Origin of the sequence: Nocardia sp. NPDC101769 (genome assembly GCF_044766925.1) — a bacterium.
Lineage (GTDB): Bacteria > Actinomycetota > Actinomycetes > Mycobacteriales > Mycobacteriaceae > Nocardia.
On sequence record NZ_JBIWMX010000007.1, the window covers coordinates 158,047 to 181,279 of the forward strand.

A 23,233-nucleotide genomic window follows, 5' to 3' on the forward strand; every position below is an offset into this window, starting at 1 on the left:
CGGGTCGCTGTCGGACCCTCTCACACCAAGGTCGAACGACCTCCCCGACAGATCGACACGGCCCCGAAAAGATCATCAAGGCCGGCCACGATCGCAAATGGTCAGCGACAGCCGCCGAGCTGTTGACGAACCGCCCGGTAGAGGGCGTGCCATTCCGCGTTACCCTGGCCCGCGAAGTCCCCTTCGCCATCGAACTGAACGGTGTGCGCGAGGCGCACGCCCGTCAGGCAGCCCGCCGGGCTGACAGTGATGTACTGCCCTTGGAAACCATTGGCCTGGAAGCCGTCCGGGGTAGCCCCACTCCACCATTGGTATCCGTAGCCGCCCGGTTCGGTGTCACCCGCGTCCGTGGCGGGCCGCAGAGTGGCGGTGGCGGCGATGACCCATTCTCCCGATACGATCCGGCGGCCGTCGGGTGTGCTGCCGCCGTTCCGCATGAGTTCCCCGAAACGCGCGAAATCCCGTGGCCGGGCGAACAGTTCCTCCGAGGCGACGGCCGCCCCGGTGCGGGCGGTCATGATGTCCGCGGACGCCTCCATCCCGGGCGGGCTGCCACAGCTGCTGGCTGGATTCGTGGCCCGGGCAGCGTTCGACCGAGTGACCGCCACCGATCATCCGAAGCTCAACGGCGGCATCGACTTCCTGCCCACCGCACGCCATCGCGCCTGCGTCGACGCCCGCGCGTATCACCGCTATCTGGTCGTCCTGCGCAAGCGCCGGGGGGTGGCAGACCCTCACCCCGGGCATGTTCGGGTCCGCCCGCGATGTCCGGCAGGCGCCGGCCCGAGTGCCCGGCGCGGCGCCGGGCTCACTCCGCTTCTCGCCGTGCGGAACTCGGCGAATGCCCGGTCCAGCGGACGTACGCGCGGCGGAATTCCCGGATATCGCTGTAGCCGACCTCACGGGCGACCGCGCCCGGCCAGGAGATCGCGCTGCGGCTGCACGAGCGCCGGCCCGAACCCCGGCTGCCCGCCACCTTCGCCGAGTCCACCGCGACCAGGCCGTCCGGATCCAAACCTGTTCCCGCGAACCATGATTCGACGTCGCAGCCGTCACGCCGCCCGATCTCGGCGACCCCGATCAGCACGGCGGGCGGAATGGTCGGCAGGTCGAGTCGTGCGTTCACACGGTCCCGGTGCCGCACGGCGGGGCCGGCCACGGCCTACTCCTGCGGTGCCGGTTGCCGCCGAGTCGAAGAAATAGCCGACGGTGGTCAGCGGCAGCCCGGCCTTCTCGGTGACCGCGCGATGGGTCACCCCGGCCACGCGGACCTCGGCCGCCACCTCGACTGCGGCTTTGAGCAGGGCTGCTCGCCGAGCCAGGGCACTCGGGCGATGGCGGCGTTCGTCATCCTGGACCGGTCCTTCGATGCCGCCAAGGCCGACGGCCTCACCCGCGGCCTGCGGGACCATCACCGCCGCACCTTCCACCGCACCCCGGGTGCGCTGCGGCGACTACGCCGGGTGCCGGCCGCCTACGCCCGGATGTTCACGCGGCACGAAGTGGTCGTTTCGCCGGTGCTCTCGCACACCACCCCGGAACTCGGATTCGTCTCGCCGACAGTCCCGTTCCCCGAATTGATCGAGCGGCTCACCGGTTACGTGGGCTATACACCGTTGAACAATGTCGCCGGAACCCCCGCCATATCGCTGCCCATGGGCCGAACCGGCACGGGACTGCCGGTCGGCGTGCAACTGTCCGGTGCGCACGGCGACGAGCGAACCCTTATCGAACTGGCGTATCTCCTCGAATCCGAACAGCCTTTCCCGCGTATCCACGTCCCGACGGAGGGCCAATTGCTGGGCTGATTCCCGAAATGCCGCCCTGAGAATCGGGAATCCTCTTCGAAATTTCGGGACATTACTCGCACGTAACCTCAACACCGGGTGCATTCTGGACTACAGGTAAGGAGTCTTCTCGGTTCGAGGGAGGTAGGGACATGGTCAGGGTGACGGCGGTCAAACCGAACGGAGAACACTGGCATCCGCATCCCGGTGACGCCATCGAGGATCCGGGCGAAGGCCCAGCTCTGGTGCTGTGCCTGCTCGGCATCGCATGCCTCGGCATGACGCTCACGGCCGCTGGGTCCGGTTACCACGGCTGGGCGATAGTGGGCGCGATCGCGACAACGGTGCTCATCGTCACGGGTTTGCTGATGATCCGCTTCGAATACTTCCGCGAATTCAAAAGGGAGCAGCGCGCCGGGCGGCACGGGCACAACCCTCTGGTCCGCGGGGCATGGCGTCCGCGTCAGGTCAGTTCGTGGCAGGCGCGGCGTGGAATCCAGTCGTGACCGGTCACCCGGCCACGACCGGTACTGAACTACTGGACCACTGAACTATCGAATCGAAGCGATCGGCTAGTCGGAGGTGACGGAAAGCAGGCCGAATCGATTGACGGCGGCGTGATTGTGGCCGTCGGCGCTCGTGATGACCACCTCGGCGGGATTGATCAGGGCAATGCAGCAGAAGAGCCCGCCATCCTGCTGAATGCCGAGCGACAGGAACCGATGATTGTTGCCCCGCTGCCATTCGTCGAGGGCGGCGTAGAGCCCTCGCATGGTGGGGCTTTCGAAGTAGACAACATTGTGCTTGTTGAGTTCGGACACCGACCGATCATGCACCAGCCGTCATCAGGGCGGCCCGCAGGTGGATGCGATCGTCGAGGCGGGACAGGTCGCGCCCGGTCATGCGTTCGATCCGTTCGATCCGGTAGTGGACCGTATCGACGTGCAGGTACAGGGCTGGCGGTGCGGGCCCAGGAGCCGTTGTGGTCGAGGAAGGCGATGCGGGGGCGGCAGGACCGCGTGCGAGTCGTCCTCTTCGAGCAGCGGACCCAGGACGCGGGTGCGATAGGCGTCGCGCACAGCATCCGGTACGGTCCGGGCTCGGCAGCGCCGAGCGAATCCACCTCCGCCGCAACGAAACCCGTCTTCGGCGTGCTCATCCGGAGCACGAACTCCGTTGCGGCACGGTCGCGTTCGTCCCGCTCCGCCAACGTCCGGTCACGGTACCGGCCCAGCACGTCGGCGATCTCGCGCAGCAGTCGCGGCGGGGTGTGCGATCCGGCGGGTAGGTGAAGGTACCACCGGTCGCAGACGGAATCCGATTCCCCGACAGGCCGATTCGACTCCGGGCCCGTCAGTCGATGGTGTAGGCCTGGCGGGAGAGGCGGAAGCTGTGGCCCGCCCCGGCGCATTCGACGTAGTCGGTGGTGCTCAGGCAGGTGAGGCCGCCGACGGTGACGTTCGCGCCGTAGTCGAGGACCGCCGCGGTGGATTCGACCAGACGGTCGCCGTGGCAGTGGAAGTCGACGACGCCGGTGTTCTCCAGGACCAGGCGGTCGCCGTACTGGAGGTGGCAGTTCTCCGGGCGGGGCGGGGTGGCGTAGTCGTGCTGGGATATCTCGCAGGCCGCAGTGGTCGCGGAGACCGTGCAGCCGATATTGCCCGACGGCGTACGGAACTGGACGAAGTCGGGCGGTGTCGCCTGGGCGATCGCCGGGCCCAGCGTGGACAGGGCGATCAGGGCGGCGGCCCCGGTCAGGACACGGATCGGAAACTGCATATCGGCTCCCCGGTTCGGCAGGTTTACCGGTTGATCGTCGCCACCGCCGGATGCGATAACGGGCCGGGTGGCCACTAATGTTTGCTACAGAGTGGCCCGAGCCACGTGTTCACGCCCCACTTCCTCGCAAATCAGGCACATCATCGACGAGCCCGGCCGGTTCGCGGTCGGACCCGGTTGGGGCGCAGGGGATTACGAGGAACCGACCGGCCCGGATTTGACAAGCGGACCGACCGCGCTCACCATTCCCCGGTCAGCACCTCGCTGGGCGAGGCCAGGTTTGGACAAATCCCGTTCGGGGAATACCCGGGATGTACCGCCACACGGTATTCATGGTCGCCGACCGTGCAGGCGGAGCGATCCCGTCAGAGATCGTCGAGATCGGGAATGGGGGGCAGGACCGGCTCGGGCCACTCCTCCAGGGTTGCCACCTGCAGGTGGATGAAGGCTGCGATGCGGTGGCGGGCCGAGGACGGAAGTCGCTCGATATCGGCCGCGCTCAGGACGTGTGCGCCGAGGGAGTGGGGCTGTGGCGCTTCGGGGTCAGGCGATTCTGGAACTACCTCTAGCTTTGGCCGCGAAGCAGTGCCCGGAATGTCTGGCTCATCCGGGTCTGCTGCTGAGGCGGCGGTTCGCACCATGCCGTGACCATAACCCTTTGATAACACCCGCGGGGAGGCGTTGGCGCACTTGTGTCTTCGAGCTGCGAATTCAGCGAAGCCATTGTATTGGCGAGAGAAATGTGCAGGCAGGCTCGGTACTTTGGAAATTCGGTGGGCCTGCGTCGGAAGACTATGGTGATGGGCGTCACTCTGTCAACACTCCGGACGAAACTCCCCGGAATGATGCGGAAACTCCCGTGGACACCCCGAAAACTCCTGCGGTCGACTCAGAGTGGGCGGCACGCAATGGCATACAAATCACGCGCCGGACCGGTCGGCTTCTGTCCGATCGGCCATACCGCACGCAGCTGCCGCTCCAGATCCAGGCCGGTCACCATGGGCGACATCAGGATGCCCTCGGCCAGTTCGGTGGCCACCGCCAGGGAACTCAGCACGGCCGGCGCGATGCCGTCGGCGACGGCGGTCTTGATGGCCGTGGTCGAGGACAGTTCCAGCGCGACATTCGGCTCCCAGCCCGGCATTCCGGCGGTCATGGCGCGCTCGAAGGAGTTCCGGGTGCCCGATCCGGGCTCACGGTAGATGAGCGGGCTGCGCGCCAGCTCGGCCGCGCCGATCTCGGCCCGGCGGGCCCAGGGGTGACCGGGCGCCACCACCACGACCAGCCGATCACGGCCGACCACATGGCTTTCCAGTTCGGTCGGCAGGCGCGGGCTCTCCACGAACCCGATGCCGGCCCGGCCCTCGAGCACCGCCTTGGCAACCTCGGCCGAATTGCCCGATTCCAGGGCGATGGAGGTGCCCGGCATCCGCGCGCGCAGGCCCACCAGCCATTTCGGGAACAGGTACTCCGCGACGGTCTGGCTGGCCGCCACCCGCAGCCGCGAATCTCGTTGCGCGCGCAGGCTGTCGATCCCGGCATCCAGCCGCGCGGCCGCGTCCACCACGTCGCGCGCCCATTCGGCGATGAGCGAGCCCGCCGCCGTCGGCCGCGAGCCGAGCGTGGTCCGCTCCAGCACCGGCACGCCCACCAGCTGCTCGAGATAGCGGATGCGCGAGCTGACGGAGGGCTGACTGATGCCGTGCGCCTTGGCCGCCCGTCCGAGGCTGCCCAGCTCGATCACCGACAAGAGCAGATCGAGGGCGGCCAGATCGGGAACGCGTGGGGACAACGGCACGGAGCGAGTCTATGCAGGCCGCCCGGCTCGGTCCGGCGACCCGCGGTCAGCGGGCGGCGGCCACCCGCTCGACCACCGGCCGCCAGGTCTCGAGGGGATGGACGGTCAGGCCGACCACCTTGCCCGCGTCGTCGGCGCGCCGCAGCGCGAGGGCCGCGGCGAAATCGGGATCGCGCTCGAAGGCCGTGATCTCCGCGAGCGTCATGGGTCCGCCCTGCACGACCAGGGTGCGTCGGCTCGACGGCGAAAGCGCCTCGGCGTGTACCGAATCCGTGGCCGCCAGATACCGCTTGGCCACGACGTGCAGTTCGACCAGCCGCGCGACCCGCGCGCCGAGCAGGGCCCGGACCGCCTCCGCGCCGTGGACCCCGTGTCCCGCGTCGTCGCCGGGCACCAGCACGTGCCCGATATCGTGCACCAGCCCGGCCACCTGGAGTTCCTCGTCGCCGGGAAAATCCCGGCGCAGGAGCTCCGCGCACTGCCGGTCGTGGTTGAGGATGTCGACCGGATCGCCACTGCGGTCAGGCATGTCCCAGACGTCCGCGCAGCCGGCCAGCAGACTCATGAGTTCGTCGACGGTGCCGATGGGCGCGCGGTTCACGCCCGCACCCTACGGGAATACCCGCACCGCCACCCGGTTAAAGTAGTTGACATATCAACAATATGGATTGGGGTGCGCCGCCGAGCCGATTCGGAACGCATCGGACACTATTCAGCAAACCAACTGTGTGGCCGGCGAACGGGTCACCACGCCTGCGCGCCGGTTCCGCTGGAAGGAGCCTCCCATGCACGATCTGAGCGGCAAGACGATTCTCATCACCGGCGCGGCCCGGGGCATCGGCGCCGCGGCCGCCAGGCAGGCGGTCGAGGCCGGGGCGAATGTCGTGATCGCCGACGTGCTCGACGACGAGGGCAAGGCGCTGGCTGCCGAATTGGGCTCGCGGGTCGCCTATCAGCACCTCGATGTCACCTCCGAACTCGACTGGGCCACCGCGCTGGCCGCGGCCTGCGACGCCTTCGGCGGCAGCGTGCACGGCCTGGTGAACAATGCCGGCATCTCGACCGGGGAGCTCCTGGCCGATGAATCGGTCGAGCACTTCCGCAAGGTCATCGACATCAATCTGGTCGGCGTCTTCCTGGGTATGCGCACCTTCATCCCCGCGCTCAAGCAGGCGGGCGGCGGCTCGATCGTCAATATCTCCTCCGCCGCCGGGCTCATGGGCCTGGCGCTGACCGGCAGCTACGGCGCGTCCAAGTGGGCGGTGCGCGGCATGTCCAAGGTGGCCGCCATCGAGAACGGCATCGACCGGATTCGAGTGAACTCCGTGCACCCGGGCATGACCTACACCCCGATGACCGCACCGGTCGGCATCCAGCAGGGCGAGGGCGGCTATCCCAATGCCCCGATGGCCCGGGTCGGCGAGGCCGATGAGATCGCCTCCGCCATCGTCTTCCTGCTCTCGGACGCGTCCTCCTACGTCACCGGCGCGGAACTCGCGGTGGACGGCGGCTGGACCGCCGGGCCGACCGTGAAATACGTGATGGGCCAATAGCACTCCGCCCTGGCCGGAATTCGCTGCGCTGAGACGGTGAGAGACTTGGGCTTCGACCGTGGCAGCCATGGCTCCCACGGCGCTGGACACCGCACCGGCCGGGAAGATCCGCACGGAGTTCCGACGAGGAGTTCCGGCGCTAGTGCTTCTCGATGCGGCTCACGGGCGGTGTGACCGCCCCGCGGCCGCGCAGGTAGGTCTCCAGGGCGTCGAGATCGATGGGGCCGACCAGGGTTTCGCGGCTCTGCTGGAACACGGTGAAGCCGTCGCCCCCGGCGGCCAGGAAGTTGTTGGTCGAAACCCGGTAGACCGCTGCGGGATTCAGCAGCTGCCCGGCCACCCGGACGCTGCCGTCGACCACCTTGTGCCCCTTGGGCGCGGCGTCGGAGTAGGTGTAGGTGATGCCCGCGACCGACAGTACGCCGGGCTTGCTCACGTTGTCCCATTGCTGCTCCAGCAGATTCAGGATCTGCTGTCCGGTCAGCGCCACCGCCACCACCTGATTGCCGAAGGGCTGCACCGTGTAGGCCTGCTCGTAGGTGATGTCGCCGCCGGTCAACCCCGCGCGCACCCCGCCCGGATTCATGAAGGCCGCCACGGCCTGCACGGTGGTCATGGCGTCGAGCATGGCGTCGGCGATGACGTCGCCGAGCGGGGAATCCCCGGCCGGAGCGGGCTCGGCGGGCACCGGCGCGGTGGCCGTGCCGATCACCCGCTCGGCCAGCGGTTTCGCCTGTCCGGCAAAGTAATCCACCAGCTGGGCGGCGGCGGGCGCGGGCGTGACCTCGCGGGTGACGACCCGGTTGACGGCCTTCGCCTCGACCTTGCCTTCGTGGAAGCGCAGGGTGACGTCGGTGACGAGACGGCCGAAGGAGGCGGCCTGGGTGACCACCTTGCCGTCCAGCGTGCAGTTGTAGGCCTGATGGCTGTGCGCGGTGAGCAGCACCGACACCGCGGCATCGGTCCGGTGGGCCAGTGCCTGGACGTCGGGCGAGATGCCGGCGCAGCCGTTGAAATCGACCGGGCCGCCGTGGGTTTGCTGGGCGCCGCCGTCGTGCAGCAGCGCCACCACGGTTTCCGCGCCCGCGGCCTTCATCTCGGGCACGTACTTGCCGATGGCATCGGTCTCGTCGCCGAAGCGGTAGCCGCGAATGCCCTCGGGCATGACGATGTGCTCGGTGTCGGTGGTGACGACGCCGATGACGCCGATCTTGTGGCCGCCCAGCTCGAGCATGGTCCACGCCTTCAGCCCAGGCGGGAGCTGGCCGTTGCCGTCGGTGACATTGGCGGCCAGATACGGGAACTTCGCCCCGGTGAACGGCTCGCCCGGCGTGCAGCCGTCGGCGGCGCATCCGCCCTGCTGGAGGCGCTGCAATTCGGCTACGCCGTGGTCGAATTCGTGATTGCCGACCGCCGAGGCCGCGACACCCACCGAGTTCAGGAAGTCGATGGTCGGCTCGTCGTGGAACAGCGAGGAAACGAGTGGGCTGGCCCCGATATTGTCCCCGGCCGACAGGATGGCGCTGTCCGGATAGGCCGCCTTCAGCCGCGCCAGATGCGCGGCCAGGTACGCCGCTCCCCCGGCGACGTACGCCCCGACCTTGCCGTTGGCGCCGTCCGGCGGTTGCAGATTCCCGTGCAGGTCGTTGATCCCGAACAGGTGTACTTCACCCGGTTGCGCCTTCGGCAGATCGCCGGTCGACACCAGCGGCACCGCGGTCGAGGTGGCGGGGGTCGCGTTGTCCGCACCCCCGCAGCCCGCCACCAGGCCCAGACTCAGTACCGCCGCGCACAGTCCCAGAACACGCCGCCGACCGCTCATACCTGTCGACTGTGGCAGACGCGGTCGACGGTCGCACGACGACCGGGTGAATTCCGGTGCTACCGAGCCCTGTTCATCGAGGCCGCGATCCGGCCTGTTCGCCCGAGCCACGGTCGGCATGAGTCACCCGGGTCTGTCGGCGGCGGATTCCCAGACGTCCACGATGCGCAGCAGGTTGCCCGCCAGGGACTCGGGTCCGAGCTCCTGGTGCACCTCCCGGTACCGCTGCAATCCGGGCCGCCGCACCCTCGGGGTGCGGCGGCCCTGGTCCGGCTACTTCGGGTCTAGCTGCTGGACGCGCTGGCGAACGGGGTCGCGGCGGGCACAGCCGGGCGGCGGATCGGGTGCCGCCACAGACCCTTTCGCTCGAGGATCGGCAAGACGCCCTCACCGAACCAGTAGGCCTCCTCCAGGTGCGGGTAACCGGAGAGCACGAAGTGGGAGATGCCGGCCTTCGAGTATTCGATGAGGCGTTCGGCCACCTCCTCGTGCGAGCCGACCAGCGCCGTGCCCGCGCCGCCGCGCACCAAGCCCACGCCCGCCCACAGGTTCGGGGCGATCTCGAGCCGGTCGGTGCTGCCGTTGTGCAGCTCCGACATCCGGCGCTGCCCCTCGGATTCGCTCTTGGCCAGGGCGTTCTGGACGCGCTCGATATCGGCCGGGTCGATCCCGGCCAGCAGCTTGTCGGCCACCGTCCACGCCTCCTCGGCGCTGTCGCGGGTGATCACGTGGATGCGCAGGCCGTAGTCGAGCTTGCGGCCGTGGTCCACGGCCAGCCCGCGGATCCAGTCGAGCTTGCGGCTGATCGCCAGCACCGGTTCACCCCAGGTGAGGTAGGTGTCGGCGTACCGGGCCGCGATGGGTCCCGCCGGCGCCGAGGAACCGCCGAAGAACACCGGCGGCACCGGATCGGGCCGATTGCTGAGCAGGGCGTTCTCGACGTGAATGTGCTCGCCGCGGAACGTGACCGGCTCGTGCGAGCTCCACAGCGACCGCACCACGTCGAGGAACTCTCCGGTCCGGGCGTACCGGGCCGCCTTGTCGGCGAAGTCGCCGTAGGCCGCCTGCTCCAGCGGTTCGCCGCCGGTCACCACATTGATGAAGAGCCGTCCCGCGGAATGCCGCTGGAAGGTGCCCGCCATCTGCGCGGCCAGGGTGGGGCTCATCAGGCCCGGGCGCAGGGCCACCAGGAATTTCAGCGTCTCGGTGGTCTCGACCAGCATGGCGGTGGTCAGCCAGGCGTCCTCGCACCAGGAACCGGTGGGGGTGAGCACAGCCTCGAAGCCGTTGGTCTCGGCGGCCGCGGCGATCTGGTTCAGGTAGTGCAGCGAGGCTGGGCGGTCACCCGACATCGGGGTGCCGTGCCCGCCGGCGACCAGCCCGCGGGAGTCGCCGGAGGTGGGCAGGAACCAATGGAACGACAAGCTCATGCGGGGACTCCTAAGCGGTGAATCGGTCGTTGTAGCGGGTGTCGATGAAGTCGGCGATCCGGACCTTGCCCGGAATCAGCTTGGCGTCGGAGAAACCGTCGGCCACTTGCTGTTCCGCGGCGATCGTCGCGTCATCGAGCGGATGATCCTGGTAGTTGGCGCGATTCACGGCCAGGAGCGTGACGTCGTAGGGCACCCCGGTGATGGCGGCGGACTGTTTGGCCCAGTCCTCGCGATGGCCGGTGATCCACACGTGCGCACGCTGGATCCGCACCAGCAGGTCCCGCACCGCGGCCGCATTCGCCTTGTTCTGCAACGTCTTCGAGCCGGTGACGAAGAAGCTGTCCGGCTTCACGTAGCCGGTGCCGTCCACCAGCACCCGATTGCCGCTCAGTTCGGCCTGGGCCACATAGGGATCCCAGACCGTCCACGCGTCCACCCGCCCGGTGGACAGCGCGGCGAGCGCGTCGGCGGGTTGCAGGTACTGCGGCTCGATATCGGAGAAGGTGAGCCCGGCCTTGGTCAGCACCGACAGCAGGTGGTAGTGCGCGGAGCTGCCCTTGGTGACCGCGATCTTCTTGCCGCGCAGGTCCTTCGGATCCTTGATCGACGAATCCTTGGGCACCACCAGACCGTTTCCGGCCGCGCCGGAGTCGTACGAGCCGACAATCTTGATCTGCGACTTGGCCGCCGCCGCGAACACCGGCGGGGCGTCGCCGACGCCGCCGAAGTCGATGGATCCGGCATTGATGGCCTCGAGCAGCGGCGGTCCAGCGGTGAAGGTGGACCATTCGACCTTGTACGGGAGCCCCTTGCCCTCACCGGAGACGTCCAGCAGGGCTTGCAGCGCAAGACCTTTCTGATCGCCGATGTGCAGGGTCACCTGCGACAGGTCCACCGATCCGTCCGCGTTCACGCCCTTGGTGTCGTCATTGCCGGACGAGCACGCCGCACTGAACAGGGCCGTGACGGCCACCAGGGCGGCGAACAGGCGCTTGGATCTCATTCGGTGGTTCCTTCCGGGGTGACACCCAGCTCGGCGAGCAATGCCGTACGCAGGGCCAGGAATTCGGGATGGTCGCGCCGGCGCGGGCGCGGCAGTTCGATGGGGATCTCGCGGGCGATTCGGCCACCGTGGAGCACCAGGGCGCGATCGGCGAGCAGCACCGCCTCGTCCACGTCGTGGGTGACCAGCAGCACGCCGGGGCGGTGCCGGGCCCACAGATCCAGCACCAAGCCGTGAATCGTGATGCGGGTCAGGGCATCCAGGGCGCTGAAGGGTTCGTCGAGCAGCAGCAGATCCGGCTCGCGGACCAGGGCGCGGGCCAGCGAGGCCCGCTGCGCCTCACCGCCGGAGAGGGTCAGCGGCCAGGCCGCGCCGCGCTCGGCCAGGCCCACCTCGGCCAGCGCGGCTGCGGCGGCGGCCCTGCGGTTTTCGTGGCGCAGGCCGAGAGTCACGTTGTCGCGCACGCGTTTCCACGGCACCAGGCGCGGTTCCTGGAAGGCGACCGCGACTTCGCCGGATACGGTGAGCTCGCCGCCGGTCTCATCGTCGAGGCCCGCCAGCGCCCGCAGCAGGGTGGATTTGCCGGAGCCGCTGCGCCCGAGCAGGGCCACGAACTCGCCGGGGCGGATGTCGAGATCCAGTCCGTGCAGGACCCGGCGTTCGCCGAAGTCCTTGACCAGACCCCGAATTCGCGCCACCGCGGAATCGGCCGGGGCCGCCGCCGTCTGCTCGAGTTCGGCCAGCGTCGCCGCGATCACCGAATCGGTCAGGGTGCCAGGAAGCCGCGTCGCCATGACAGCGCTCTCCTCTCGATCGAACGAACCAGCGCGTCGGTGAGCAGCCCGAGCACGCTGTAGACGAGCAGGCCGACCACGATGACGTCGGTGCGCAGGAACTCGCGAGCGTCGTTGATCATGAAGCCCAGACCCGCATCGGCATTGACCTGCTCGGCGACAATGAGCGCCAGCCAGGCCACGCCCAGCGACTGACGCAGGCCGACCAGCGTCTGCGGCAGCGCGCCCGGCAGTACGATGTGCCGGATCAGGCCCGCCCGGCTCAGCCGCTGCACCCGGGCCAGCTCGGCCAGCTTGCCGTCCACGCCGCGGATGCCCGCGAAGGTATTGAGGTACAGGGGAATCGCCACCCCGAAGGCGACCAGCACGATCTTGGGCAGTTCCCCGATCCCGAACCACAGGATGAACAGCGGGATCAGGCCGTAGAACGGCAGCGTCCGCAGCATCTGCATCAGCGGGTCGACCAGGTACTCCCCGGCCCGGCTCAGTCCGGCCAGCAGGGCCAGCCCGATGCCGGCCACCGCGCCGATGACGAAGCCCAGTGCGGCACGCTGCAGCGACACCGACACCGCCTTGGTGAGCGTGCCGTCCTTGATCAGGTCGACGGCCGTCTGCACGACGGTCACCGGGGAGGCGAGCAGCCGCTCGGGCAGCACACCGGTCGAACTGGCGATCTGCCAGACCACCACCAGCAGCACCGGCGCGACGAAGCGCGCCAGCACGGAGACGCTCGGCAGGCGGGGCCGGCCGGTAATGGGCCTGGCCTGCACGGCAATTGCGGACACGACAGCACCTCGGGCGAACGGGGACGGGGACGGTGGCGGCCGTGGGCCTTCGTCCGCCACACGCTGACCCTGCCGGTCCGGCCCCGCCCGGTCACCGGTTGTAATCCGCGTGATTCTGGGCTTGCCCCTGCCCCGGCTGCCACAAAGAATCCACGACGAGGAGCCGAAGACGACCATGAGGAGTCCGAATCACCCGCTCACCGTCGGATCCCAATTCGGGCCATACCGGCTGATCGGGCGCGGGGATGGGCGAGGTGTACCAGGACCTGCGTCTGTTCGTGGTGGTCACCGGATCGATAGCCGAGTATCCCGGCAACTCACCCAGGAACGACGCGGCCCTGCTCGCATGGTTCCAGCAGCACTTCACGACATGGCGAAATAGGTGGTGCCGGGTTCCCTCCGCAGCTGGGAACCCGGCACCGGGTCGGCACCGGTGTGGGCGGTGGCCGACGTCTAGTGGCCGTCGCGGACGATCTCCACGGCGCGGGTGAGAATGCCCAGGCCGTGGGTGATCTCGTCATCGCTGACGGTCAGGGGTGGGAGCAGCTTCACGACTTCGTCGTTGGCGCCGGAGGTTTCGACCAGCAGGCCGTGCTCGAAGGCGACCTGGCAGACCTTCTCGGCCTGCGAGGCGTCCTCGAAGACCAGGCCGTGCACCAGGCCGCGGCCGCGGGTGGAGATGCCGGTGAAGGATTCGGTCAGCGTGACCAGGTGCTCGTGCACGCGCGCGCCCTTGGCCAGGGTGGCGAGCTGCAGGCGGTCGTCGGACCAGTAGTGGCGCAGCGCGACCTCGGCGGTGACGAAGGCCGCGTTGTTACCGCGGAAGGTGCCGTTGTGCTCACCGGGCGCCCACTGGTCCAGGTCCCGGCGCATGAGCACCAGCGCCATGGGCAGGCCGTAGCCGCCGATCGACTTCGAGAGCGCGACGATATCGGGGGTGATGCCCGCGACCTCGAAGGAGAAGAACGGGCCGGTGCGGCCGCAGCCCATCTGCACGTCGTCGACAATGAGCAGAATGCCACGGGCCGAGCACAATTCGGACAGCTGCCGTAGCCATTCGGCGCGGGCCACGTTGATCCCGCCCTCGCCCTGCACCGTCTCGACGATGACCGCGGCGGGCTTGTCCAGCCCCGACGAGCTGTCGTCGAGGGCGCGGCGCATCCACGAGAAGTCCTCGGGCTCATCGAGGTAGCCGTCGTAGGGCATCGGGGAGGCGTGCACCAGCGGGACGCCCGCGCCGGCGCGCTTGGCGGCATTGCCGGTGACCGACAGTGCGCCCAGCGTCATGCCGTGGAAGGCGTTGGTGAAGTTCAGGACGGTGGTGCGGCCGGTGACCTTGCGCGCCAGCTTGAGTGCGGCCTCGACGGCATTGGCACCGGTCGGGCCGGGGAACTGGACCTTGTAGTCCAGCCCGCGCGGGACGAACACCAGATCGCGCATGGCCTCGAGCAGCCGGCGCTTGGCGACGGTGGACATGTCCAGGGCGTGGGTGATGCCGTCGCCGAGGAGGTAGTCGATCAGCGCCTGCTTGAGCAGCGGATTGTTGTGGCCGTAGTTGAGCGCGCCCGCGCCGGCGAAGAAGTCGAGGTACTCCTTGCCGTTCTCGTCGGTGAGCCAGGCGCCGCTGGCGGTGTCGAACACCGTCGGCCAGGAACGGCAGTAACCACGCACATTGGATTCGAGAGCCTCGAAAACGTCCGTGTCGGCAATGGTCATCGGCGGTCCTAGCGTCGCAACTAAGTGAAACGCTGATGTTTCTATCACAGGAACCGAGCCGTGAAACCCTTTTCCGGCGAATCGGACGCAGATGCTCCGCGCGTGACGCACACCGCAACAAACCGGCATCCAGCATAACCCGGTCCCGAACGAGCAGGCCACGCAACCCGATTGCAGGACAACGACCGCGCCCGTAGTGTCAACCTCTTGTGCGCGGCGACGTGGGGGTCTACTGGCAGCTGGTCAAGGCAGGGTTCCGCAGGCAATCGCATTACCGGCTCGCCATGCTGGCGGGCCTGTTCACCAATCTCGTGTTCGGCTTCGTGCGGGCGGCCGTGCTCATGACGGCCGTGCGCGTGAACAGCGGATTCGGCGGCTACGACCGCGGGACCATCGGCGCCTACATCTGGCTGTCGCAGGGACTGCTGGGAGCCATCGCCTTCTGGATGCTGCCCGACATCGTGGAGCGCATCCGCACCGGGGACGTCGCCATCGACTTCCTGCGGCCCATCGACATCCAATTCGCGCACCTGGCCGAATATCTGGGCCGGGCGGCGTTCTCACTACTACCGCGCGGCATGCCCAGCATTCTCGTCGGCGTGCTCACCTTCGGGCTCGCGTTCCCGGACACGCCGGGACCGTACGCGCTGGGCGCCCTCAGCCTGCTGCTGGCCATGACGCTGTCGTTCCTGTCCATGTTCGCGGTCGGCCTGGCCGGGTTCTGGCTCATCGAGACCCGCGGGCTGCGCGCCCTGCACATGATCCTGGGCACCTTCCTGGCCGGGCTGTTCGCGCCGGTGCACCTGTTTCCGGGCTGGTTGCGCGACATTGCCTACGCGACACCCTTCCCGTCCATGCTGCAGTGGCCCATCGATGTGCTGTCCGGTCGCGCGGCCGGCTGGGATGCGGTGGAAATCGTTGTCGTGCAATGCTTCTGGTTGGTCGTTCTGGTGGGCGCCGGGCAGCTGCTGCTGCGGGCCGGGCGCCGAAAACTGGAGGTGCAGGGTGGGTGAGGCACGTCCCTCCGCTCGACCTCTCCGCGCTGGGCTGACGCCCTACCGCGCCGTGCTGGGTTCGCGGGTGCGCGCGCAACGCGCCTATCCGCTGTCCTTCGCCGCGGATGTGGTGAGCGCCTTCCTGATCGGGCTGGTGGAGTTCGCCGAAATGTGGGTGATCTTCCACAATGTGCCCCGGCTGGGCGGTCTGGACCTGAACGCCATGCTGCTGCTGTTCGGCATGAGCAACACCTGTTTCGCCATCGCCGACATGGTGGTCGGGCACGCCGACACGCTCCCCACCTACATCCGGATGGGCAAGCTGGACGCCTTCTACCTGCGGCCGCAACCCCTGCTGCTGCAGCTCATGACCAGCGATATCCAGCTGCGCCGGGTGGCGCGCATCGCGGTGGCCGTCACCGTGCTGTCATTCGGCCTGGCACGCAACGACATCCAGTGGACCCCGGCGCACCTTGCGCTGTTCGCCGTCACGGTGCTGTCCGGAATCGCGATCTTCGCCGGGCTTTTCGTGTGCGCGGCCGGGGCGCAGTTCTTCCTCATCGACGGCGCGGAGCTGACCAACGCCTTCACCTACGGCGGGTCGTACGCGTCCATGCAACCCACCTCGGTGTTCCCGGCACCGATGAAGCTCGTGTTCGGATTTCTGGTTCCGGTCGCCTTCACCTCGTATCTGCCCGCCATCGCGCTGCTCGGGCTGCCCGGGTCCGCCCCGCTGCCGAGCTGGCTGGCGTGGGCGGCGCCGGTGGCGGCGGCGTGGGTGTGGGCGGCCGCGCTGTTCCTGTGGAGACTCGGGACCAGGCACTATCAAGGAGGCGGCGGGTGAACGGTGCCATCATCGATATCGAGGGGCTGACAAGGACTTTCGTGCTGAGCAAGAAGGAGGGCCGCTGGCGGCGCCGGCGCGAGGTGCTCACCGCGGTGGACGACATGAGCTTCCGGGTCGAGCCGGGCGCGGCGGTCGGTTACATCGGCGCGAACGGGGCGGGCAAGTCCACCACCATCAAGATGATCACCGGCATCCTGGTGCCCTCGGCCGGGCGGCTGCGCACCTGCGGGCTGGACCCGGTGCGGCAGCGTCGCGAGCTGGCCGGGCGCATCGGCGTGGTGTTCGGGCAGCGCTCGCAGCTGTGGTGGGATCTGCCACTGCGCGAATCGTTCTCGATCCTGGCCGCCATCCACCGGCTCGCCCCGGCGGCGGCGCGCACCCGCACCACCGAGCTCGTCGAGCAGCCGGAGATGGGCGGCACCCTCGATACCCCGGTTCGGCAGCTGTCGCTGGGCCAGCGCATGCGCGCGGAAGTCGCGGCGGCCCTGCTGCATTCGCCCGAACTGGTCATTCTCGACGAACCGACCATCGGCCTGGATGTGCTCTCCAAGCAGCGATTACGCGAATTCCTGCGCTACGAGCGCACCCAGCGCGGCACCACCCTGCTGCTCACCACCCACGATATGGGCGATATCGAGCGGCTGTGCGAGCGGGTGCTGGTGGTGGACCACGGCCGGCTGGTCTACAACGGCTCGCTGACCGGGCTCGGCGCGACCGTCGGTGCGCAACGGGTGCTCACCGTCGATCTCGCCGAGCCCACCCCCGACCTGGCCGACCTGCCCGGCGCCAAACTGCTCGACAGTCAGGGCGCGGGCATGCGGCAGCGGCTGGCCTTCGACGCCGAGATCACCACTGCCGCACAGCTGCTCACGGCCGTCTCGGCGCGCGCCGAGGTCCGCGACCTGTCCATCGAGGAACCCGATATCGAGGACGTGGTGCGACGGCTCTACGAGGCCGCGGCGTCGGGCTCTCTCGCGCCCTGATCGAGCCGGAACGGCGGGTAGGCGTCGGTCATCAGGGACGCGTAGGCGCGCACCCGCAGCGACCAGCGGTTGATACCCATGGCGAAGTCGTAGAGCCCCGGGAGATAGGCCCCGGTGAAGAGCAACCCGATCAGGGCGATGATCACCAGGATCGGGAGCAACGACATCATGTTGCGCCCACCGCCCATGAACGCGGCGACGATCAGATACTGCGGGATCGCCAGCAGCCACCATTTGATCAGGACCAGACCGCGGCTGAGCTGTTCGGGATAGTCGACTTCCAGGTCGGCCGGGTAGCCCGGATCGGGTTGCAGGCTGAAGGGCGGGTAGCGGTCCGTACCCAGCTGCGAGAAGGCGTAGAAACGCACGCGCCAACTCCACCGCATCACACCGACATTGAAGTCGAAGAGCGCCCTCGGATACGCGCCGGTAATAAGGATTGCGAAAAAGGCCACGATGGTGACCACCAAATACGCAATGCTCAGGACGATCAGTACGATCACGTGTGGAATGGCAAGTATCCACTTAACTATCCACATCCAGCGGGACAACCCCGGGTCGAGGTCTCCCCGCACACGCACCGGATAAGCGGGACTGGGCTGCATGTCCGTCACTCCTCTCGAGCGCGGCGGCCTCCTTCCGGCAGCCGCCGGAACAGCGGTGAGCCGTTGTTCACCCCAATGTTTCCCCGGCGACGCGAAGATCACATCTGCTTCTCACACATTGTGACCAGATTTGTAATAGCGCGCGCGACGGCGAGTTCCGCACACCACATCGACATGTTTCGAATTGCGGCAAGAGGTCGGGTGTGCGACGTTGCTGACTATTCTCCATGTGCCCGGCCCGGGTCGGCACGACAGCTGATTTACGGGAGACCGAGTGAGAGTGCGTCCGGCGAAACTGTTGCCAACGGGTAACGTGAAGCTCACGCCGACAATGGAATTGATCCGGCCACGCACTATCCGGGCTCGCCTGCGCCGCATTCTGATCGTGTCGGTGGCGCTGGTGCTGGCGCTGCTGACGATCGTCATCACTCGCGAGGTGAACGACTACCGCGACACCGGAGACACCGCCCAGGCGGTCCATCTCGCACTGGCGGTACAGGACCTGGTCCATGAGGTGCAGCGCGAACGCGGTCTCACCAATGGACTGCTCGGCGGCGACACCGCGTCCCGCACGGCGCTCGGCAATCAGCGCCTGGCCACCGACAGCGCGTTGCAGGAACTCAACTCCACCCTGGACCAGCAGCCGCCGGGGGCCGATCTGGTGCGCACCGCGCTCCAGCAGTTCTCGGGAGTGACGGCCACGCGCGCCGATGTGGACGCCGGGCGCGCCGACCGGTCGGCCTCGTTCACCTTCTATACCAATGCGATCGGCACGCTGGACCAGGCGCGGCCGGGCCTCGATCACGCTCTCGACAGCCGGCTGTGGCGGGGGCTGCAGAGCCTCTACGCGCTCGGCGACGTCAAGGAGTTCACCGGTCAAGAACGCGGCTTCCTCAACGGCGTCTTCGCCGCGGGCGCGTTCGCACCGGGCGAGTACGTGAAGTTCCTCGATATCCGAGCCGCCAAACAGGCCGCGGTGACGGCCTTCGAACGCGATGCCACACCCGAGCAGCGTTCGCAGCTCTACACCGCGATGCGAACCGATGAGTCGGCGCGGGCGGGCGACGCGGAGACCATCGCCCTCGCCTCCGAGCGCGGTCCGATCACCGAATCGGTCAACCCCGCCGACTGGTGGCGCCAGATGAGCTCCATCATCGACGGCGAACGCACCGTCCAGCGCAATATCGGCGGCGAGATCACCTCCCGGGCAAGCGAACTGCGCCGCGACGCCGCCCTGCGCCTGTCCCTCTACGTGCTGGCCGCCCTGCTCGCCATCGCCGCCGAGGTGGCGCTGGTGGTCGCCACCGTGCGGGCGATCGTGCGGCCGCTGGCCGAGCTGTCCGCGGAGGCCGACCGGGTGGCCGGTAAACGACTGCCGCAGCTCATCGAAGCCTGGCAGACCTCCGAGGGCGCGAACCCGGACCCGCCCGAACCGGTGCGCGCCGACGAGAGCGCGGGCGCCGAGATCGTGTCCGTGGCCCGGGCACTGGACCGGGTGCAGACCACCGCCTACGAACTCGCCTCCGCGCAGGCGCGGCTGCGCCGCAACAGCACCGAGTCCATGGCCAACCTGGCGCGGCGCAATCAGAATCTGGTGCGCCGCCAGCTCGGGCTGATCAGCGAGTTCGAGCGGGAGGAGCTCGACCCCAGCACGCTGGCCAACCTCTTCGAACTCGACCACCTGGCCACCCGCATGCGGCGCAACGCCGAGAGCCTGCTGGTGCTGGTCGGCGAGTCCAGCCCGCGCCGCTGGTCGAAACCCATTCCACTGACCGACGTCATCCGTGCCGGCCTGTCCGAGGTCGATGACTACCGGCGGGTGGTGCTGCGCCGGGTGGACGAGATCTCCATCGCAGGCGCGCATGTCAGCGAGGTCGCGCACATGCTGGCCGAACTCATCGAGAACGGGCTGTCCTTCTCCCCGCCCGATCTGGAGGTGGAGATCTACGGCCGTCGGCTCGGCTCGCGCTACATGCTCGCCATCGTCGACCACGGCGTCGGCATGCCGCCCGATCAGCTCGCCACCGCCAATGCCCGTCTGTGCGGCGAAGCCGAATTCCTCGTCGCGCCCACCCGCTTCCTGGGCCACTATGTGGTCGGCCGCCTGGCCCGGCGCCTGGGCATCGAGGTCGAGCTCACGGTGTCCCCCACCAGTGGCGTGGTGGCCCGGCTGCTGCTGCCGGGCGATCTGCTCGGCGACCCCGGCGCGGAACTTCCCGCCCCGCCCGAGGATTCGAAACACGCTGCGGGCGCGCAGCTTCCGACGGTCGTCGACACCATGCCGGACCCGAAACCGGGCCGCCACAGCTCGGGCCACACCGCCGGCTCGGCCGACACGGAACGCCCGCAGCTTGCGACGCCCGCCCGCAACGATGTCGCCAACGGCTCACCCACGGGCCCGCACTCGATCAAGCTCGTTCCGCTACCCACCCCTACCCTGACCACCCCGCCGCACACCCCACCGCACGCCACCGCCGCCGAGCGTCTCTTCGGCGGGCCGACCACGGGTTCGTTCGCCATTCGGCCGCCGGTGGCGGGATCCCCGGCGGGCCCGGTTCCGGCGAGCTCACCGAGCGCGGTGACCGACGTTTCGGGAGCCGTCCCGGAGGTGCAACGTACGCGAAACGGTCTCGTCAAGCGGAACAGGAAGACTCACGAGAATCCGGGCGTCACACCGGGCGGCGCCCAACCGGCGGCCGCGCGGCCGACCGCACCGCCGGTCGCGGACCGCTCACCCGACGAGATACGCAGCATGCTTGCCGGATTCCGGTCCGGCCATCAGCGCGGGCAGACCGGCGAACCGCCCCGGCCCGGATCGACAGCATAGGAGGAGACCGGGTGACGACCCACTACACCGACACCGATCCGCACACTTTCAACTGGCTGCTGGCCGACTTCGTGCGCACCACCGACGGGGTGCGCGACGCTGTGGCGGTGTCCTCCGACGGGCTACTCATGGCCATGTCCCAGGGCCTGGACCGGACCGCGGGCGACCGGCTCGCCGCCATCGTGTCCGGGCTCACCAGCCTGGGCCGAAGCGCTTCGCGCAGTTACGATTTCGACGGACTGCGACTGATCATGATCGAGATGGGGCGCGGATTCCTGCTGGTCTCGGCCATGAGCAATGGCAGCTGCATCGGCGTGATCGCCGACAACGGCGCCGACGTGGGCCTGGTCGGCTATCAGATGGCCGTGCTGGCCGACCGCGCCGGCGCACTGCTGACCCCCGCCCTGATCACCGAATTGCGGGAGTCCTTGAGCCGATGAATGATTCGCATCGGCTGCCGGACGCGCGCATGATCGCGCCCGGCCGCCCGCGCGGCTGGTCCGGCGCCGCCGCGTCCGAAAAACCCACGCGAGATACGAGATTGGCCGACGGTGAGGAACAGGTGGTGCGACCGTTCATGATGACCTCGGGGCGGACCACGCCATTGGTCGACGGCCTGCGCATCGAAACCCTGGTGCGCGCCACCCCCGCGGCGCTGTCCGCGCCGCTGCGGTTCGAGCTGGAGCGGGTGGTGCGACTGTGCCAGCGCCCGCACTCGATCGCCGAAATAGGTGCGGCCCTGCGGGTTCCGATCGGGGTGGCGCGGGTGCTGGTGAGCGATCTGGTATCCGAAGGACACGTCTCGGTCGGCCGGACCGATGAACTCTCCACCGCTGCTCTGGAAAGGATCCGGGACCTTGTTCGGAACCTCTGACCCCGCCGCCGTGCCGCTGGCCTCCTCGGTGAAAATCGTGACCAGCGGCGGATTCGGCGTCGGCAAGACCACTTTCATCGGAGCGATCTCGGAGATCGAGCCGCTCGCCACCGAAGCTGCCATGACCGAAGTGTCGGTGGGACTGGACGATCCGGGCCTGGCCACCGGCAAGACCACCACCACTGTGGCTCTCGACTTCGGCCGCATCACCCTCGACTCCAGCCTGGTGCTCTACCTTTTCGGCACTCCCGGCCAGGAGCGGTTCGAATTCCTCTGGGACGACCTGCTCGACGGCGCGCTCGGTGGCGTCATCCTGGTCGACACCGGCCGCGTCGAGGACTGCTACCCGGTGCTGGACTTCTTCGAGCAGCGCGGCACCCCGTTCGTGGTGGCGGTCAACCGCTTCGACGCCGGACCGCGCTTCGCGCTCGACGAGGTCCGCGAGGCGCTGGACCTCTCCCCCACCATCCACCTCATGGATTGCGATGCCCGCGACCGTGAATCGGTGAAACTTGTCCTGGTGGCCCTGCTCGAGCAGATCCTCCAGGCCCGCCGGGCTCCCGCCCTGGCCGTCTGACAAAAAAATCGCCCCGGATGCGAACGCACCCGGGGCGGTTGCCCGAAAACCCTTCGCTCTAATGCGAATTAACGGCCGAAGGATCCCGTCCACAGGGTGTTGAGCAGCCCACCCAGGGCCGCACTACCGGTGTCCAGCACGCCGTTCAGCGCAGCGGAACCAGTCTGGATGATAACCGGGATCATGTTTCAACCTCTCTCTAGTGGACGCCGCCGTCCGGGATTTCCGTTCGGCGACCGGACCCACACTGCCGAGCGACACTTAGGCGAACCTTGCCGGTAGCTGAGAGGTCGCTAAGACGGGGTGTGTGACCCGTCACAGAGAGAGGACCGTCCAGTTCCTACTGCGGCGGCGCCGCGCCCGCCGAATACAGGCTCACCTCGCCGTCCTCCCCCAGAAACGCGTTGACCAGCATCGTTCCGCTGGAACGTAATTCGTCGGGGTCCGGCGCGGCGGTCGTGACGGAGACCTGTGGCACCGCACCCCAGTTCACGACAAACCGATCGGGCGGTCCGTTGCCACTGGACAGATGGGCGAGACGGAACACGGACACTGTCCGGCGAACAATCAGATTACGGACGACTTCGGCAATTCGCTCGGGGTCTTCCAGCGCGAACATGAAACCGAATCGCAGTTCCGGCGATGACGCATAGGCGGGCACGAATATCGAGGCTAACGGACTGCGGCGCGCCGCGCCCTCGGCGCGCCGCACGGATAGCTATTCATAAGCCTCGGTAACCGCACCCGCCGGCGAGAAGCCTCGCCCCGGTCGAGCCCCGCCCTCGAACCTGTCTCACACACCGCCCGCAGAGGCGTCGATCGGCCTTCAACCGCAGCGACCATGTGACCGTCTTGTAATGCTGTATAACGATTTTCAGGCAGCTTCGCCGATCACGCGCCAGATGGTTGCGCCCCTCCGACTATCGCGCTTTCCTGAATATGTCCCGCATTATCGGACAGTCTTCTCATCGCATCGTCGCGGATTTCCCGGTTACTTCACCGTGTCGCTGGTGGTGGGCTGTTGCGTTCCGGGTGCGGGGCTGCGCCGGAGCCGA

26 protein-coding genes are annotated in these 23,233 nt (G+C 68.3%); 11 read left to right on the plus strand and 15 right to left on the minus strand.

Features of this window, described 5'->3' with window-relative positions:
* Positions 1 to 101: 101 nt before the first annotated feature.
* Both ACIRRA_RS14480 and ACIRRA_RS14485 read right to left on the minus strand, forming a co-directional pair.
* Positions 102 to 539, minus strand: coding sequence for a serine hydrolase (locus ACIRRA_RS14480; protein WP_402767416.1), 438 nt, complete (start codon positions 537 to 539; stop codon positions 102 to 104).
* 269 nt (positions 540 to 808) lie between these two features.
* The gene (locus ACIRRA_RS14485; protein ID WP_402767418.1) at positions 809 to 1,159 is read right to left on the minus strand and encodes a hypothetical protein; all 351 of its coding nucleotides are present in this window, start codon (positions 1,157 to 1,159) and stop codon (positions 809 to 811) included.
* A gap of 175 nt (positions 1,160 to 1,334) precedes the next feature.
* Between ACIRRA_RS14485 and ACIRRA_RS14490 the strand changes: the two genes are divergently transcribed.
* Both ACIRRA_RS14490 and ACIRRA_RS14495 read left to right on the plus strand, forming a co-directional pair.
* Positions 1,335 to 1,808, plus strand: a complete 474-nt coding sequence (locus ACIRRA_RS14490; protein WP_402767420.1) for an amidase family protein — start codon at positions 1,335 to 1,337, stop codon at positions 1,806 to 1,808.
* 131 nt (positions 1,809 to 1,939) lie between these two features.
* Entirely contained in the window at positions 1,940 to 2,293 is a 354-nt protein-coding gene (locus ACIRRA_RS14495; protein ID WP_402767422.1) for a hypothetical protein, read from the plus strand.
* 66 nt (positions 2,294 to 2,359) lie between these two features.
* Here ACIRRA_RS14495 and ACIRRA_RS14500 read toward each other — a convergent pair whose 3' ends face one another.
* The 3 genes from ACIRRA_RS14500 to ACIRRA_RS14510 form a co-directional block, all read right to left on the minus strand.
* Entirely contained in the window at positions 2,360 to 2,608 is a 249-nt protein-coding gene (locus tag ACIRRA_RS14500; protein WP_357012194.1) for a hypothetical protein, read from the minus strand.
* A 7-nt stretch (positions 2,609 to 2,615) separates the two neighbouring features.
* Entirely contained in the window at positions 2,616 to 2,921 is a 306-nt protein-coding gene (locus ACIRRA_RS14505) for a helix-turn-helix domain-containing protein (RefSeq protein WP_402767424.1), read from the minus strand.
* Between the two features lie 219 nt (positions 2,922 to 3,140).
* Positions 3,141 to 3,566: a DUF6636 domain-containing protein gene (locus ACIRRA_RS14510; RefSeq protein ID WP_402767426.1), complete on the minus strand. Its 426-nt coding sequence runs from the start codon at positions 3,564 to 3,566 to the stop codon at positions 3,141 to 3,143.
* 311 nt (positions 3,567 to 3,877) lie between these two features.
* On the opposite strand from ACIRRA_RS14510, the gene ACIRRA_RS14515 reads away from it, so the two are divergent.
* Entirely contained in the window at positions 3,878 to 4,135 is a 258-nt protein-coding gene (locus ACIRRA_RS14515) for a hypothetical protein (protein WP_402767428.1), read from the plus strand.
* 320 nt (positions 4,136 to 4,455) lie between these two features.
* Here the strand turns inward: ACIRRA_RS14515 and ACIRRA_RS14520 are convergent, their stop codons facing one another.
* Together ACIRRA_RS14520 and ACIRRA_RS14525 are read right to left on the minus strand one after the other, a co-directional pair.
* Positions 4,456 to 5,364, minus strand: coding sequence for a LysR family transcriptional regulator (locus tag ACIRRA_RS14520; protein WP_402767430.1), 909 nt, complete (start codon positions 5,362 to 5,364; stop codon positions 4,456 to 4,458).
* Between the two features lie 46 nt (positions 5,365 to 5,410).
* Positions 5,411 to 5,965, minus strand: coding sequence for an HD domain-containing protein (locus tag ACIRRA_RS14525; RefSeq protein WP_402767433.1), 555 nt, complete (start codon positions 5,963 to 5,965; stop codon positions 5,411 to 5,413).
* Between the two features lie 184 nt (positions 5,966 to 6,149).
* Between ACIRRA_RS14525 and ACIRRA_RS14530 the strand changes: the two genes are divergently transcribed.
* Complete coding sequence (locus tag ACIRRA_RS14530) at positions 6,150 to 6,917, plus strand: glucose 1-dehydrogenase (RefSeq protein WP_402767435.1); 768 nt, start codon at positions 6,150 to 6,152, stop codon at positions 6,915 to 6,917.
* A gap of 139 nt (positions 6,918 to 7,056) precedes the next feature.
* Here ACIRRA_RS14530 and ACIRRA_RS14535 read toward each other — a convergent pair whose 3' ends face one another.
* The 6 genes from ACIRRA_RS14535 to ectB form a co-directional block, all read right to left on the minus strand.
* Positions 7,057 to 8,739: a bifunctional metallophosphatase/5'-nucleotidase gene (locus tag ACIRRA_RS14535; protein WP_402767437.1), complete on the minus strand. Its 1,683-nt coding sequence runs from the start codon at positions 8,737 to 8,739 to the stop codon at positions 7,057 to 7,059.
* A gap of 284 nt (positions 8,740 to 9,023) precedes the next feature.
* Positions 9,024 to 10,169 carry an LLM class flavin-dependent oxidoreductase gene (locus ACIRRA_RS14540; RefSeq protein ID WP_402767439.1) on the minus strand — a complete coding sequence of 382 codons (1,146 nt, stop codon included), beginning with the start codon at positions 10,167 to 10,169 and terminating at the stop codon, positions 9,024 to 9,026.
* A gap of 10 nt (positions 10,170 to 10,179) precedes the next feature.
* Complete coding sequence (locus ACIRRA_RS14545; RefSeq protein WP_402767440.1) at positions 10,180 to 11,175, minus strand: ABC transporter substrate-binding protein; 996 nt, start codon at positions 11,173 to 11,175, stop codon at positions 10,180 to 10,182.
* Positions 11,172 to 11,969, minus strand: coding sequence for an ABC transporter ATP-binding protein (locus ACIRRA_RS14550; RefSeq protein WP_402767442.1), 798 nt, complete (start codon positions 11,967 to 11,969; stop codon positions 11,172 to 11,174). The genes ACIRRA_RS14545 and ACIRRA_RS14550 overlap by 4 nt, the downstream gene beginning before the upstream one ends.
* Positions 11,942 to 12,754, minus strand: a complete 813-nt coding sequence (locus tag ACIRRA_RS14555) for an ABC transporter permease (protein WP_402767444.1) — start codon at positions 12,752 to 12,754, stop codon at positions 11,942 to 11,944. Before ACIRRA_RS14555 ends, ACIRRA_RS14550 begins: the two co-directional genes overlap by 28 nt.
* Before the next feature lie 453 nt (positions 12,755 to 13,207).
* Positions 13,208 to 14,470, minus strand: coding sequence for a diaminobutyrate--2-oxoglutarate transaminase (gene ectB / locus ACIRRA_RS14560; RefSeq protein WP_402767446.1), 1,263 nt, complete (start codon positions 14,468 to 14,470; stop codon positions 13,208 to 13,210).
* Positions 14,471 to 14,679: 209 nt separating this feature from the next.
* On the opposite strand from ectB, the gene ACIRRA_RS14565 reads away from it, so the two are divergent.
* The 3 genes from ACIRRA_RS14565 to ACIRRA_RS14575 all read left to right on the plus strand — a co-directional run bounded on the left by ACIRRA_RS14565 (position 14,680) and on the right by ACIRRA_RS14575 (position 17,295).
* On the plus strand, positions 14,680 to 15,483 hold the full coding sequence (locus ACIRRA_RS14565) for an ABC transporter permease (RefSeq protein WP_402767447.1): 804 nt from the start codon (positions 14,680 to 14,682) through the stop codon (positions 15,481 to 15,483).
* Positions 15,476 to 16,309 carry an ABC transporter permease gene (locus ACIRRA_RS14570; protein ID WP_402767449.1) on the plus strand — a complete coding sequence of 278 codons (834 nt, stop codon included), beginning with the start codon at positions 15,476 to 15,478 and terminating at the stop codon, positions 16,307 to 16,309. Before ACIRRA_RS14565 ends, ACIRRA_RS14570 begins: the two co-directional genes overlap by 8 nt.
* A gap of 104 nt (positions 16,310 to 16,413) precedes the next feature.
* Positions 16,414 to 17,295, plus strand: a complete 882-nt coding sequence (locus ACIRRA_RS14575) for an ATP-binding cassette domain-containing protein (RefSeq protein WP_402767641.1) — start codon at positions 16,414 to 16,416, stop codon at positions 17,293 to 17,295.
* On the opposite strand, the gene ACIRRA_RS14580 is transcribed toward ACIRRA_RS14575, so the two are convergent.
* Positions 17,259 to 17,900: a DUF4389 domain-containing protein gene (locus ACIRRA_RS14580; protein ID WP_402767451.1), complete on the minus strand. Its 642-nt coding sequence runs from the start codon at positions 17,898 to 17,900 to the stop codon at positions 17,259 to 17,261. The genes ACIRRA_RS14575 and ACIRRA_RS14580 overlap by 37 nt on opposite strands.
* Positions 17,901 to 18,231: 331 nt before the next feature.
* Here ACIRRA_RS14580 and ACIRRA_RS14585 point away from each other — a divergent pair, with 331 nt between their 5' ends.
* The 4 genes from ACIRRA_RS14585 to ACIRRA_RS14600 are packed head-to-tail and all read left to right on the plus strand — an operon-like array spanning position 18,232 to position 22,178.
* Positions 18,232 to 20,727, plus strand: coding sequence for a nitrate- and nitrite sensing domain-containing protein (locus ACIRRA_RS14585; RefSeq protein ID WP_402767453.1), 2,496 nt, complete (start codon positions 18,232 to 18,234; stop codon positions 20,725 to 20,727).
* Positions 20,728 to 20,738: 11 nt separating this feature from the next.
* The gene (locus ACIRRA_RS14590) at positions 20,739 to 21,167 is read left to right on the plus strand and encodes a roadblock/LC7 domain-containing protein (protein ID WP_354834451.1); all 429 of its coding nucleotides are present in this window, start codon (positions 20,739 to 20,741) and stop codon (positions 21,165 to 21,167) included.
* Positions 21,164 to 21,601 carry a DUF742 domain-containing protein gene (locus tag ACIRRA_RS14595; protein WP_402767455.1) on the plus strand — a complete coding sequence of 146 codons (438 nt, stop codon included), beginning with the start codon at positions 21,164 to 21,166 and terminating at the stop codon, positions 21,599 to 21,601. The genes ACIRRA_RS14590 and ACIRRA_RS14595 overlap by 4 nt, the downstream gene beginning before the upstream one ends.
* A 16-nt stretch (positions 21,602 to 21,617) precedes the next feature.
* On the plus strand, positions 21,618 to 22,178 hold the full coding sequence (locus ACIRRA_RS14600; RefSeq protein WP_357009750.1) for an ATP/GTP-binding protein: 561 nt from the start codon (positions 21,618 to 21,620) through the stop codon (positions 22,176 to 22,178).
* A gap of 340 nt (positions 22,179 to 22,518) precedes the next feature.
* Here ACIRRA_RS14600 and ACIRRA_RS14605 read toward each other — a convergent pair whose 3' ends face one another.
* Complete coding sequence (locus tag ACIRRA_RS14605; RefSeq protein WP_402767457.1) at positions 22,519 to 22,890, minus strand: hypothetical protein; 372 nt, start codon at positions 22,888 to 22,890, stop codon at positions 22,519 to 22,521.
* Between the last annotated feature and the right edge of the window lie 343 nt (positions 22,891 to 23,233).

Bases quoted from the DNA above. Each gene is read 5' to 3' on its own strand.
- ACIRRA_RS14480 (WP_402767416.1), bottom strand. From the start codon at position 539: ATGGAGGCGTCCGCGGACATCATGACCGCCCGCACCGGGGCGGCCGTC.
- ACIRRA_RS14490 (WP_402767420.1), top strand. From the start codon at position 1,335: ATGGCGGCGTTCGTCATCCTGGACCGGTCCTTCGATGCCGCCAAGGCC.
- ACIRRA_RS14495 (WP_402767422.1), top strand. From the start codon at position 1,940: ATGGTCAGGGTGACGGCGGTCAAACCGAACGGAGAACACTGGCATCCG.
- ACIRRA_RS14510 (WP_402767426.1), bottom strand. From the start codon at position 3,566: ATGCAGTTTCCGATCCGTGTCCTGACCGGGGCCGCCGCCCTGATCGCC.
- ACIRRA_RS14515 (WP_402767428.1), top strand. From the start codon at position 3,878: ATGTACCGCCACACGGTATTCATGGTCGCCGACCGTGCAGGCGGAGCG.
- ACIRRA_RS14530 (WP_402767435.1), top strand. From the start codon at position 6,150: ATGCACGATCTGAGCGGCAAGACGATTCTCATCACCGGCGCGGCCCGG.
- ACIRRA_RS14535 (WP_402767437.1), bottom strand. From the start codon at position 8,739: ATGAGCGGTCGGCGGCGTGTTCTGGGACTGTGCGCGGCGGTACTGAGT.
- ACIRRA_RS14540 (WP_402767439.1), bottom strand. From the start codon at position 10,169: ATGAGCTTGTCGTTCCATTGGTTCCTGCCCACCTCCGGCGACTCCCGC.
- ACIRRA_RS14545 (WP_402767440.1), bottom strand. From the start codon at position 11,175: ATGAGATCCAAGCGCCTGTTCGCCGCCCTGGTGGCCGTCACGGCCCTG.
- ACIRRA_RS14550 (WP_402767442.1), bottom strand. From the start codon at position 11,969: ATGGCGACGCGGCTTCCTGGCACCCTGACCGATTCGGTGATCGCGGCG.
- ectB (WP_402767446.1), bottom strand. From the start codon at position 14,470: ATGACCATTGCCGACACGGACGTTTTCGAGGCTCTCGAATCCAATGTG.
- ACIRRA_RS14575 (WP_402767641.1), top strand. From the start codon at position 16,414: ATGAGCTTCCGGGTCGAGCCGGGCGCGGCGGTCGGTTACATCGGCGCG.
- ACIRRA_RS14580 (WP_402767451.1), bottom strand. From the start codon at position 17,900: ATGCAGCCCAGTCCCGCTTATCCGGTGCGTGTGCGGGGAGACCTCGAC.
- ACIRRA_RS14585 (WP_402767453.1), top strand. From the start codon at position 18,232: ATGGAATTGATCCGGCCACGCACTATCCGGGCTCGCCTGCGCCGCATT.
- ACIRRA_RS14595 (WP_402767455.1), top strand. From the start codon at position 21,164: ATGAATGATTCGCATCGGCTGCCGGACGCGCGCATGATCGCGCCCGGC.